At 61.4% G+C, this 11,108-nt stretch carries 11 protein-coding genes and 1 pseudogene; 7 read left to right on the top strand and 5 right to left on the bottom strand.

Annotation, left to right across the window (positions count from 1 at the left end):
• The first annotated feature begins 96 nt into the window (after window positions 1-96).
• Complete coding sequence (locus GNF76_RS19850) at window positions 97-1,152, top strand: DUF6515 family protein (RefSeq protein ID WP_155584814.1); 1,056 nt, start codon at window positions 97-99, stop codon at window positions 1,150-1,152.
• Here GNF76_RS19850 and GNF76_RS19845 read toward each other — a convergent pair.
• Together GNF76_RS19845 and GNF76_RS19840 are read right to left on the bottom strand one after the other, a co-directional pair.
• Window positions 1,149-2,042 (bottom strand): cation diffusion facilitator family transporter, encoded by an 894-nt coding sequence (locus tag GNF76_RS19845; RefSeq protein WP_155584813.1) that lies wholly within the window; start codon window positions 2,040-2,042, stop codon window positions 1,149-1,151. The genes GNF76_RS19850 and GNF76_RS19845 overlap by 4 nt on opposite strands.
• Before the next feature lie 16 nt (window positions 2,043-2,058).
• The gene (locus GNF76_RS19840) at window positions 2,059-2,478 is read right to left on the bottom strand and encodes a polyribonucleotide nucleotidyltransferase (protein ID WP_155584812.1); all 420 of its coding nucleotides are present in this window, start codon (window positions 2,476-2,478) and stop codon (window positions 2,059-2,061) included.
• A gap of 187 nt (window positions 2,479-2,665) precedes the next feature.
• Here GNF76_RS19840 and hrpB point away from each other — a divergent pair, with 187 nt between their 5' ends.
• Window positions 2,666-5,173: an ATP-dependent helicase HrpB gene (gene hrpB, locus GNF76_RS19835; RefSeq protein ID WP_155584811.1), complete on the top strand. Its 2,508-nt coding sequence runs from the start codon at window positions 2,666-2,668 to the stop codon at window positions 5,171-5,173.
• A gap of 14 nt (window positions 5,174-5,187) precedes the next feature.
• Here hrpB and GNF76_RS19830 read toward each other — a convergent pair whose 3' ends face one another.
• On the bottom strand, window positions 5,188-6,276 hold the full coding sequence (locus tag GNF76_RS19830; protein ID WP_155584810.1) for an endonuclease/exonuclease/phosphatase family protein: 1,089 nt from the start codon (window positions 6,274-6,276) through the stop codon (window positions 5,188-5,190).
• Window positions 6,277-6,316: 40 nt separating this feature from the next.
• Complete coding sequence (locus tag GNF76_RS19825; RefSeq protein ID WP_155584809.1) at window positions 6,317-6,976, bottom strand: YciC family protein; 660 nt, start codon at window positions 6,974-6,976, stop codon at window positions 6,317-6,319.
• 170 nt (window positions 6,977-7,146) lie between these two features.
• Between GNF76_RS19825 and GNF76_RS19820 the strand changes: the two genes are divergently transcribed.
• The 4 genes and pseudogenes from GNF76_RS19820 to GNF76_RS29625 all read left to right on the top strand — a co-directional run.
• Entirely contained in the window at window positions 7,147-7,917 is a 771-nt protein-coding gene (locus tag GNF76_RS19820; RefSeq protein WP_155584808.1) for a DUF2076 domain-containing protein, read from the top strand.
• Window positions 7,918-8,046: 129 nt separating this feature from the next.
• A complete protein-coding gene (locus tag GNF76_RS19815; protein ID WP_017476223.1) occupies window positions 8,047-8,523 on the top strand; it encodes an NYN domain-containing protein in 477 nt (158 codons plus the stop codon).
• 25 nt (window positions 8,524-8,548) lie between these two features.
• Entirely contained in the window at window positions 8,549-9,160 is a 612-nt protein-coding gene (locus GNF76_RS19810) for a 3'-5' exonuclease (protein ID WP_155584807.1), read from the top strand.
• Window positions 9,161-9,413: 253 nt separating this feature from the next.
• Window positions 9,414-9,500 (top strand): annotated as a pseudogene (locus GNF76_RS29625) (acyl carrier protein); the annotation flags it as partial.
• A 41-nt stretch (window positions 9,501-9,541) separates the two neighbouring features.
• On the opposite strand, the gene GNF76_RS19805 reads toward GNF76_RS29625, so the two are convergent.
• Window positions 9,542-10,003, bottom strand: coding sequence for an Lrp/AsnC family transcriptional regulator (locus tag GNF76_RS19805; RefSeq protein WP_155584806.1), 462 nt, complete (start codon window positions 10,001-10,003; stop codon window positions 9,542-9,544).
• 160 nt (window positions 10,004-10,163) lie between these two features.
• Here GNF76_RS19805 and yedA point away from each other — a divergent pair, with 160 nt between their 5' ends.
• A complete protein-coding gene (gene yedA, locus GNF76_RS19800) occupies window positions 10,164-11,060 on the top strand; it encodes a drug/metabolite exporter YedA (protein WP_155584805.1) in 897 nt (298 codons plus the stop codon).
• The last annotated feature ends 48 nt before the right edge of the window (window positions 11,061-11,108 follow it).

Genomic DNA, 11,108 nt, shown 5'->3' with positions numbered 1-11,108 from the left:
CTGCGAAAATTGTTCTCGTGACTGATAACCTGTTGCAGAACCGGGCCCCTGTTTTCCAGTCTCATGTATAGGCCCTAATCCGTAGTGAGGAAGAGCATGAAGCGCATCTGGCGTTTGGCAGGTGTTGGTTTGCTGATGGTGACCGTTGGCACGCAGGTCATGGCCGACGAACGAGATAACGGGCAACGCGCTGAGGGCGGTGGCCAACATGAGCGGGGACCAGAAGGTGGGCGGCCAGGCAACAACCAGCCGCGCCCGGCAAACAACCAGCCCCGGCCGGAAAACAATCAACCACGTCCGGAAAATAATCAGCCACGCCCGCAGAATCAGCATTTCGAGCACGGTGGGCAGAATGGCGGCGGTCAGTGGCAAGGCCGGCCTCAGGGCAATGAACAGGGCCGACCTGCGCCGCAACCGGGCAATAACCTGCCGATCCAGGGACGCCCCGACACCGTTCGCCAGACCCAGGAACCGCGTCCCGGCAACTACCGTGACATTCCTCGACGCAACGACGGCAACCAGCATTGGGATGCAGGCGGCCCCGGTTCGCGCCCCGGTTACAACGGCCACCCTAATGACAACCGCTGGCCAGGCCGCCCTGATGGGCATGGCAATGGCTGGGGCCCAGGCCCGCAACATCGTCCGGGTTATATCGTCGACCGCTTCCCCGACCGCAACTACCGTGTGCCCTATCGTGGCCAGGATTATTTCTTCTCGGGCGGCTATTGGTACCGCCCTCAAGGCCCACGCTACGTCGTGGTAGCGCCGCCTTACGGAATCCGGGTGCATTACCTGCCGGACTACGCACGGGAAGTATGGGTGGGCAGCGCGCTATTTTTCCTCGCCGCGGGTGCCTATTACACCTACGAGGCCACTTCCCAGCAGTACGTGGTGGTTGAGCCGCCGACGGCTGTCCCCGCACCGCAGCCTGCGCCCCAAGGTAATGGTTATGACGTGGTGGCCTATCCCGCCAACGGCCAATCACCGGCGCAAGTGCAGCAAGACGGCTATGACTGCTACCGTTGGGCTGTGCAACAAAGTGGTTTCGACCCACGGACCGTCACTTACGCCCCCGACCCGGCGGTGGTGCAAACCTACCGCCAGGCGCAAGGCAACTGCCTGAGCAGTCGCGGGTATCAGGTGCAGTACTAGGCCTTGGCGCCCTTGACCACTTCCTGCGGGTCGGCGTGCACCAGCACTTCGGCTCGCGGGTAGGCTTGATGGATGGCGTCGGCGGCCTGGTCGCTGATGCCGTGGGCCACTGACAGACTCAATTCCCCCGGCAGCTCCAGGTGCAGTTGCACAAACCAGTGGCTGCCGGAGATGCGTGTGCGCAAGTCATGGGCACCGAGCACGCCGGGCACGCCGCAAGCCAGTTCCAGCATGTGTTGGCTAACCTCGGGAGGCAGTTCCTCGTCCATCAGTACCGCAAAGCTTTCCCGGGCAATCTGGATCGCACTCCACAGGATGTAGGCAGCGATCCCCAGGCCGAACCAGGCGTCTACCTGATGAAAACCAAACCCGGCGAGTATCAGCGCTATCAGGATGCTGCCGTTGAGCATCAGGTCCGAGCGGTAGTGCAGTGAGTCCGCGCGCACCGCATTCGACCCGGTTTCACGAATGACCCGGTGCTGCAGGATCAGCAACGCCACGGTCAGTGCCAGGGACAGCAGGATTACGCCGATGCTCAGCCAGGGCGCGCCCACCGGCTCCGGATGCTGCAAGCGCTGGAAAGCCTGGAATGCGATCAGCACCGCACTGCCGGCGATGAACAACGCTTGCGCCATGCCCGACAGCGACTCCGCCTTGCCGTGGCCATAACGGTGATCATCATCGGCCGGGCGCAGGGCGTAATGCACCGCCAGCAAATTGAGCAGCGAGGTCACGCCATCGAGCAGCGAGTCGGTGAGCCCGGCGAGCATGCTCACCGAGCCGCTGAGCCACCAGGCGATGGCCTTGGTCACAATCAGCACACAGGCCACGCCGACTGACGCTCGGGTGGCCAGGCGCAACAGCCGGGCGTGTTCGGGAGTGCTGGTCATAAGGTGCTCAAATCCTTCACGCGGCGGGTCGCAGGCCCAGGGTGGCCAACTGTTGAACGCTGCCCTTGAACTGAATCATGCGGGGATCGTCCAGCGGCAGGTTGTGACCTGTTTCCTTCTGGATGATGGTTTGCAGCTTGGCGTTGTCAACTTTGCCGTCGACACCGATGGCTTGTTGCAGTTTTTCCGGGGCCACTTGGGCGGTCTTGCCGGGCTCGAAATAAATGGCGCCGGTGGCGAAGTCGACACCGAAGGCGATCAGGCCGGGAATCACGTAGAACAACAGGCCAACCGCATCGAGTACGGCAATCGCCGGGTCGATCTTGCCGTCGATCTGGCCACGGCGGTCGGGGTAGAAAATCGAGCCGCAGGCCGTTAGTTGGCTCAGCAGGGTGACGGCCAGAACACCGCCAATGACACGGGAAGCAATACGCATGGAACTCTCCTGAACACGCTTGAAGGGTGACTATAAGTCAGATCTGCCAGGCGAAGCCGATCTAATGTGGGAGCTGGCAAGCTCCCACCTTTGAACGTGTTCACACTCGGATCCTGATGGGTTGTTCAGACCACCACCGACACCCGGCAGTTCGCCGTTATACTCGCCGCTCTGCTTTGGAGCCAGTATGAATTCGTTGCCAATCGATGATGTTTTACCCGCCCTGCGTGAAGCCTTGGCGACACGCCATGAAGCGGTGCTTGAAGCACCGCCCGGCGCCGGTAAAACCACGCGAGTGCCGTTGGCGCTGTTGAATGAACCCTGGCTCGCCGGGCAAACCATCCTGATGCTTGAGCCTCGGCGTCTGGCCGCGCGTGCGGCCGCCGAGCGCCTGGCCAGTGAGTTGGGCGAGAAGGTTGGCGAAACCGTCGGCTACCGCATTCGGCTGGACAGCAAGGTCGGCCCCAACACCCGTATCGAAGTGGTCACCGAAGGCATCCTCACTCGACGCTTGCAGGATGACCCGGCGCTGGACGGCGTGGGCTTGTTGATCTTCGACGAATTCCACGAACGCAGTCTGGACGCCGACCTGGCCCTGGCCCTGAGCCTCAATGGCCGTGATCTGTTTCGCGATGAGCAGCCGCTGAAGATCCTGCTGATGTCGGCCACACTTGAAGGCGAACGCCTGGCTGGCCTGTTGGGCGACGCGCCGATCCTGCGCAGCGAAGGCCGCATGTACCCGGTGCAGATGCGCTGGGGGCGGCCGTTCCAGCCCGGTGAATTTATCGAGCCACGGCTGGTGCAGACCATTCTTGAAGCCTTGAATGATGAGTCCGGCAGCGTGTTGGTCTTCCTGCCGGGCCAGGCGGAGATTCGTCGGGTCAATCAGCAATTGGCTGACGCCTTGGGGGATCGTGGCGATGTGCTGCTGTGCCCACTGCATGGAGAATTGGACCTGACGGCGCAACGGGCGGCTATCGATCCGGCGCCGGCGGGCAAACGCAAAGTGGTGCTGGCGACCAATATTGCCGAGACCAGCTTGACCATCAACGGCGTGCGGGTGGTGATCGATGCCGGGCTGGCGCGGGTGCCGCGTTTCGATCCCGGCAGCGGCATGACCCGACTCGACACCCAGCGTATCTCTCGCGCCAGCGCCACCCAGCGTGCGGGTCGGGCAGGGCGGTTGGAGCCGGGCGTGTGTTATCGGCTGTGGTCCGAGGATCAGCATGAAGCGCTGGCGGCGTATGCCAGTGCGGAAATCCTCGCGGCCGATCTGGCCGGGTTGGCCCTGCAGCTGGCGCGCTGGGGTGTGACGCCGGGCCAACTGGTGTGGCTCGATGTCCCGCCGACAGCCGCCTATGCCCAGGCCCAGGATTTGCTGGTGCGCCTGGGAGCGCTGGATGAAGGCGCGTTAACCAGGCATGGTCAGAAGATGGCCGAGCTGCCGGCCCATCCGCGTATCGCTCATTTGCTGCTGCGCGGTCAGGACCTGGGGTTGGCGAGCATGGCTTGTGACGTGGCTGCGCTGTTGGGCGAGCGCGATATCTTGCGCGGTGCCGGCGCGGATTTGCACAGCCGCCTGGCGTTGTTGTCGGGCGAAGAGCGTGCGCGCGGGACTCAAGGCGGTGTGCAGCGGGCCAAACAACTGGCTCGGCAATACCGGGGCTATCTGCGGGGCAAAGCCGAGCAGGCGGTTGCCGACCCTGATCACCCGCGCTGGCTGGGTGCTTTGCTGGCCCTGGCTTACCCCGACCGCGTTGCTCAACAACGTCGCGCTGGTGGTGCCGAGTATCGTCTGGCCAATGGTCGCGCGGCGCTATTTGCCGAGGCTGACAGTTTGATGAAACAACCATGGCTGGTGATCGCCGATCTAGGCAGTCGCCAGGGCCAACGGGAAGAGCGGATCTACCTGGCGGCAGATTTTGATCCTGCGCTGTTTGACTCGGTGTTGGCTGAACAAGTCCGCGTGGTCGATCAACTGGACTGGGATGAACGCGAAGGTGTACTGCGCGCGGAACGCCAGCGCAAGGTGGGCGAATTGGTACTCGGCCGAGAGCCTCTGACGGGCCTCGATGAAGCCGCTCGCAGCCAGGCGCTGGTCAACCTGGTACGCCGCAAGGGGCTGGAGTTGCTGCCCTGGACCCCGGAATTGCGCCAGTGGCAGGCGCGGGTGATGTTGTTGCGCCAACTGGACGCCGGTAAAGACAGTCAGTGGCCGGATGTCAGCGACAGTGCCTTGCTCGCCAGCCTTGAACATTGGTTGATGCCGTATCTGGGCAAGGTCTCGCGCCTGAGTCATTTTGCCAACCTCGACCTGTCCAGTTTCCTGCATAACCTGCTGCCCTGGCCGTTGCCGCAACGCCTGGACGAACTGGCGCCTCATCACCTGAAGGTGCCGTCGGGTTCATCGGTGCGCCTGGACTACAGCGAGCAGCCGCCGATTCTGGCGGTGCGCTTGCAGGAATTGTTCGGCCTGGCCGACACCCCGCGTATTGCCGGTGGCCGGCAAGTGGTCAAGTTGCACCTGTTGTCGCCGGCAAGGCGACCGGTGCAGGTGACCCAGGACCTGGCGAACTTCTGGCGCAGTACCTATGCCGAGGTGAAGAAGGATTTGAAGGGGCGCTATCCGAAGCATTACTGGCCGGATGATCCGTTGGTGGCAGAGGCCACGGCGCGGATCAAGCCCAGGAAGTAATTCGCAGCGGCGCGCTACTGCGCCGCCGGCAACAGAAACCGCGCAATCACCGGCAAGTGATTGGAGGCGCGCAGGGTATCGGCCTGCCGCACCTGGGCTTCGACCCGTTTGATCCGTGGGCTGTAGAACAGATAGTCCAGCGTACGATCCGGCCCGTCGACAGTCGGGTCATTGGGGAAGTACGTCAGCCATTGGGCCCGGTCCACCCCGCTGGATTCGCTGTTGCTCGGGATCATCGGGTATTTGTCCCACAGCAGGTGCAACTCGCTGTCGGGGGAATATTGCCCGCGCTTGCCCGCATCCAGGCGCAGGAATTGCCCCAGCGCGAGCAAATTGAAATCCCCGCCAATCAACCATGGCGTGCCACGGCTCTCGAATTTATCCAACAGCTTGCCGGTCATCTGCACCTGTTCCAGCACGGCGTTGCTTCCGGGAGCGGCGCCATCCAGTCGGGTATTGAGGACTGCCAGTTGGCCGCCGTCACTCAGGGGCAGATAGGTCAGCAGCAGTGCCGGTTTCGTCTGGAACTGGCGACTGATCGGGTTGGATGAGGCCACGGGCAGTTGCAGGCGCTCAGCGTGTTCGATCTGGTAGCGACTCATTGTCACCAGCTTGCGGCCGACGCTGCCGAAGATGTGCAGGTCCGGGACAAAGTCGGCCTTCCAGTCGAAGGCTTGAGTACTGCAGGGGTACAGATCGGCCACGCGCTCCTGAAGCAATGCCAGTTGGTCCTGGTAGTGGGAGGGCTTGGCACCTTCATCGAGCTCTTGCAGCAGCAGGATGTCGGGTTGTTCGTCGCGAATGATCCGGGCCACTTCATCAAGGCTGAAGGCCATGTCTTCGACGGTGGGGCGATCGTCCGGGCCGCTGCCGTCGGGGGTGTCGTACCAGAACACATAGTTCTTGCCGGCCAGGTACTGCACGTTCCATGTCATCACCTTGATGGCCTGGCCCGGCAGCAGGGTCGGGGCCCGGGGGGCGACGCAGCGGATGGGCAGGGTTTCCTTGTCGTCAGGGCGCCAGGTCAGGCTGTAGATCAGGGTGGCCAGCAGGCCTGCGAGAATCAGCAGGCCCAACAGGGTGATGCGCAATAAACGGGTCATCGGCTCGGCTTATGGCATTCCAGGATAGGGATGGAGCATATCACCGCACGTCAGCATCGCCACCGATCAGCATGAACAGGCGAAACAGCACCACGCTGGTAAACAATTGCAGGAAGCTTTGCGCACTGTCGATCAGCACGCCCAGCACTGGATTCGGGTCCGGATAGACGGCCACTGTGGCGCCCTTGAGCAGCCATAGCGGTGTCATCACACACAGCAGGCACACCAGAATCCGCCAGAAATGCCCACGGGTCAGGCGAAAGCTTTCCTTCATGGCCGACAGCGCCGACATGCCCCGCAATACCAGCAGGTACTCGGCGAAGGCCAGGGTGACCATCAGCCACAACCCCGGCAGGAAATACAGCGACAACCCCAGCAGGATCAGCAGTGTGCTGATGGCTGTCAGCAGGGCAAAGCGTGGCCACAGGGTCACGGCCATGGCCAACACATCCTGGGCGCGCGGCGATTCACCACGGGTGCGGGCATCGAGAAACAGGATCAGCGCACCCGTGTACAGCGGATACACCAGCAACCCCACCACCACGCTATAGCCGGGGAACGCATCGGGCCCAAGCGAATGATCGAGCACTTGTTGCAGCAGCGCCTCCAGAATCACCAGCGGCAGGCACAGCTGAACGATGGCGCCCAGGTTGCGCTTGAAAAAGTAGAACGAGTCGCGCAGTACGTCTAACGGATTCATCAAGGTCATCACAGGCCGAAAAAGCAGGGGCACACTTTAACCGATCACCGGCAAACGTAAACCTTGCGTAAAGACCATTGAAACCTTGAAAGGCAGCCCCATTACTGGGCACGTACCCTGTCTATTTTGGGCAGAGCGAAGATTTCTACCGGCAATCTAACGAGGTCGCCATGAACAGCGAAGAGCAAACCCTGATCGATGGACTGTTTTCACGGTTGCAGCAAGCCGAAACGGACTCAGCCCCCCGCGACGCCCAGGCCGAAGCGCGGATCAAGGAGCACATCACTCGCCAGCCGGCCGCCGGGTACTTCATGACCCAGGCGATTCTGGTGCAAGAGGCTGCGATCAAGAACCTTGATGCGCAGAACAAGCAGCAGGCACAACAGATTCAGCAACTGCAGGACGAACTGCAACAGGCCAAGGCCCAGACGGCGCAACCTGCACCGAGCAGTGGCGGGTTCCTGTCGAGCATCTTTGGCGGCGGTTCCCGTGACCCGCAGCCTGCTGCGAGCGCGCAGGCGGCTTCAGGCGGTGGCTGGCGCGAGCCGACTCGTCCGGGTTTCAATAGCCAACCGGCGCCGCAACAGAATTTCGGTGCGCCACAGCAAAATTACCAGCAGCCGCAACAACCGGCAGCGGCGCCGATCGGTAGCGGTTTTCTGGGCGGTGCGCTGAAAACCGCCGCAGGCGTGGCCGGTGGTGTGATGCTGGCAGAAGGTATCAGCAGTCTGTTCAGCCACAACCAGCAACAGCCGCAGGTGGTGGAAGAAATCATCCGCGAAGAGCCGGCACCTGCGAGCGACAACAGTGGCTGGGGCAACAACAATGATGACCAGCGTTTCGCCGGTAATGACAGCTTCGGCAGCAACTCGGATAGCTTCGCCGACAACGACTATTCCGACGACTCCTCTTCCTTTGGCGACGACGATTCCTTCGTCTGATGCACATTCATCCGGGGCGCTTCGTCGCCCCGGGCTGATTTTTCTCGGAAACTTCCTCCTGACTGGCATACTGGCAACCTTTCCGGGCCCTTGAGTCCGGGGTCCCAGCCTGTGCCATGAGGATTTACGGTGAAAAAAATTGCAGTGTTCGCCGATGTCCAAAACCTCTATTACACCGTGCGCCAGGCTTATGGCTGCCACTTCAACTACGCCGCCCTGTGGGCTGACATCAGTCAGCGCGGGCAGATTGTCGAGGCATACGCCTATGCCATCGACCGTGGCGACAGCAAGCAGCAGCAATTCCAGCAGATCCTGCGCAACCTCGGTTTTACCGTGAAGCTCAAACCCTACATCCAGCGCAGTGATGGCTCGGCCAAGGGCGACTGGGACGTGGGCATCACCATCGATATCATGGACGCCGCCGCCCATGTCGACGAAGTGGTGCTGGCGTCCGGCGACGGTGATTTCGACATGCTGCTGGACCGCATCATCAACAAACACGGCGTCGAAGCCGTGGCCTACGGCGTGCCGGGGTTGACGGCCAACTCATTGATACGCGCCGCCAGCCGCTACGTGCCGATTGAAGGCGCGCTGCTGCTCAAATAGTTTTTTAGACGGAGTTGGAACAGGTTTGGAACGTATAGCGGTCATCGACTTTGAAACCACCGGCATCTCGCCGAGCAGCAGCTGCCGGGCCACGGAAATCGCTGTGGTCATCCTGGAACAGGGCCAGATCGTGGACCGTTACCAGAGCCTGATGAACGCAGGCGTGCGGGTGCCGGGGTTTATCGAACAACTGACCGGCATCTGCAACGCCATGCTGCGCACAGCGCCGCCGGCGGAGCGGGTGATGAATGAGGTCAATGAGTTTGTCGGGACCACGCCCTTGCTGGCCCACAACGCAGCGTTCGACCAGAAGTTCTGGGACTTCGAATTGGGCTTGATCCGTCGTACCCGCCTGCAAAAGTTTGCTTGCTCGCTGCTGCTGGCCCGACGCCTGATGCCGGCGGCGCCCAACCACAAGCTCGGCACCTTGACCGCCTTCGCCCAACTGCCCCACACCGGCAAGGCTCACCGGGCCATGGCCGATGCGGAAATGGCCGCCAACCTGACGGCCCACCTGGCTCAGGAACTGCGCCGTAACCACGGCTTGCGGGAGCTGTCACACGATTTGCTGTGCAGCTTGCAGAAAGTGCCGGCGGCGAAGATCAATGACCATTTGAAGAAGCATCGCGGGTTCTAAGACGTCTGAGCTGAACGCCATCTTCAACATCGCGAAGATCCAAATGTGGGAGCTTTCGAGCCCCGGCGAGGCTGCGATGACGTCGGCACAGCAAGTGTTAATGTTGCCTGACCCACCGCTATCGCAGCCTCGCCGGGGCTCGACAGCTCCCACAAGGGCTCACTTCGTCGGTTAGCTCTTCATTCCTAGCCCGATGCAGCTGGCTTTCAAAGACCTTGAAAGGGCTTGCCCTTAAAACGCAAGGGCGTCAGCATTCAAGCTACGCGCGACGCAGGAAGACTGGAATAGCATCACCACGATCAAGCAAATCGTTGACTTGATTATTCAGCGCGCTGATTAAGGGCGTCAGCGTTGGCCATAAGACCAGTGCTTGGGAGTGCGTCATCCCCCATTTTTGCCATTCCCTTCCAACTGCCCCAACGGCACCCGCCGCTCTATCGCACTCGACAAAATGATCGAGGTCTTGCTGAAGCCAAACTTCGCCACGCGATTAATCAGGTTTTCCAGTTCCGGCATCGAGCCCACTGCTGCTTGCATGATCACGCACGGGTCGCCCGTGACCCGATGGCATTCGGTCAGTTCGGGGATTTCGCTCAGGGCGTCGTAGACCTTCTGGTTGCCGTGGTTGGTCAGGCGCAGTTCGATCACGCATTGGATCGGCAGGCCGATTCTGGACAGGTCGACCTTGGCCTGATAACCGGTGATCACGCCACAGGCTTCCAGTTTGGCAACCCGTTCGGCCACGGCCGGGGCGGACAGGTTCACGGTGCGGGCCAGTTGCGCGTAGGACGCACGGCCATCTTCCAGCAGTGCGTTGAGGAGCATACGGTCGTATCTGTCCATGGTAAGGCTCCGGGAACGCGTGGCTTTCGAAAGCACGGGTTATAGCCTTGATAACCATGCTTTGAAAAGTGTACTGGCGCTTTAAACAGGTTTTGTAACTTATGTTTACGAGGCTGCCTTTCTAGAATAAGCCTCCCTTGTCCTGCCGTAGAGCTGCCCCATGCCTGGCCCACGCCGCTTTCCCTTACCGTTGATCGCCGCTTTTTTTGCGCTGTATGTGATCTGGGGGTCTACCTACCTGGTGATTCGTATTGGTGTGGAGTATTGGCCGCCGTTGATGTTGGGCGGGATTCGTTTTCTCGCGGCGGGCGCACTGATGTATGGCTATCTGCGCTGGCGCGGGGTTCCGGCGCCGACCTGGGTGCAGTGGAAGGCCGCGGGCAAGATCGGCATCTTGCTGCTGACGTTTGGTAATGGCGCGGTCACTGTCGCGGAGCATACCGGTGTGGCGTCCGGCGTCGCCGCGTTGGCGGTGGCGACGGTTCCGCTGTTTACCTTGCTCTGTGGGTTTTTCTGGGGCGCGCGTAATACCCGTCTTGAGTGGGCCGGGGTGCTGCTGGGGATTATCGGGATCGCCATGCTGAACATGGGTTCCAACTTGCAATCCAGTCCGCTCGGCGCGGCCTTGCTGATTTTTGCCGCTGCTTCCTGGGCGTTCGGTTCGGTGTGGAGCAAGCACTTGCCGTTACCCCAAGGTGCCATGGCCAGTGCGGCAGAAATGCTGATCGCCGGCGCGGTGTTATTGGTGGGCAGCGCACTCAAGGGCGAGCACCTCGACGCGATGCCACCGGTTGAAGGGTGGTTGGCCCTGGCTTACCTGGCCGTGTTCGGTTCCATCATCGCCTTCAACGCCTATATGTACCTGCTCAAGCACGTGCGTCCGGCGGCGGCCACCAGTTATGCCTACGTCAACCCGGCAGTGGCGGTGTTGCTGGGGATTGTGTTTGTCGGCGAGACCATTGGTATGGAAGAAGCGTTGGCGATGCTGGTGATCATCAGCGCGGTGCTGCTGATCAGCCTGCCACAGTGGCGCAAGCCCAAACCGGATTTAGGGTAAACTGCGGCGCATTGCGACCTTGCGCTGACTTTTTTCTACGGTAATCCC

The organism is Pseudomonas spelaei (genome assembly GCF_009724245.1).
Classification (GTDB): Bacteria; Pseudomonadota; Gammaproteobacteria; order Pseudomonadales; family Pseudomonadaceae; genus Aquipseudomonas; species Aquipseudomonas spelaei.
Note: the sequence above shows the minus strand (reverse complement) of the source record. Positions and strands in the feature narration are given on the sequence as shown.

Coding starts and splice junctions, on each gene's coding strand:
- GNF76_RS19850 (WP_155584814.1), top strand. CDS start 97: ATGAAGCGCATCTGGCGTTTGGCAGGTGTTGGTTTGCTGATGGTGACC.
- GNF76_RS19845 (WP_155584813.1), bottom strand. CDS start 2,042: ATGACCAGCACTCCCGAACACGCCCGGCTGTTGCGCCTGGCCACCCGA.
- GNF76_RS19840 (WP_155584812.1), bottom strand. CDS start 2,478: ATGCGTATTGCTTCCCGTGTCATTGGCGGTGTTCTGGCCGTCACCCTG.
- hrpB (WP_155584811.1), top strand. CDS start 2,666: ATGAATTCGTTGCCAATCGATGATGTTTTACCCGCCCTGCGTGAAGCC.
- GNF76_RS19830 (WP_155584810.1), bottom strand. CDS start 6,276: ATGACCCGTTTATTGCGCATCACCCTGTTGGGCCTGCTGATTCTCGCA.
- GNF76_RS19825 (WP_155584809.1), bottom strand. CDS start 6,976: ATGAATCCGTTAGACGTACTGCGCGACTCGTTCTACTTTTTCAAGCGC.
- GNF76_RS19820 (WP_155584808.1), top strand. CDS start 7,147: ATGAACAGCGAAGAGCAAACCCTGATCGATGGACTGTTTTCACGGTTG.
- GNF76_RS19805 (WP_155584806.1), bottom strand. CDS start 10,003: ATGGACAGATACGACCGTATGCTCCTCAACGCACTGCTGGAAGATGGC.
- yedA (WP_155584805.1), top strand. CDS start 10,164: ATGCCTGGCCCACGCCGCTTTCCCTTACCGTTGATCGCCGCTTTTTTT.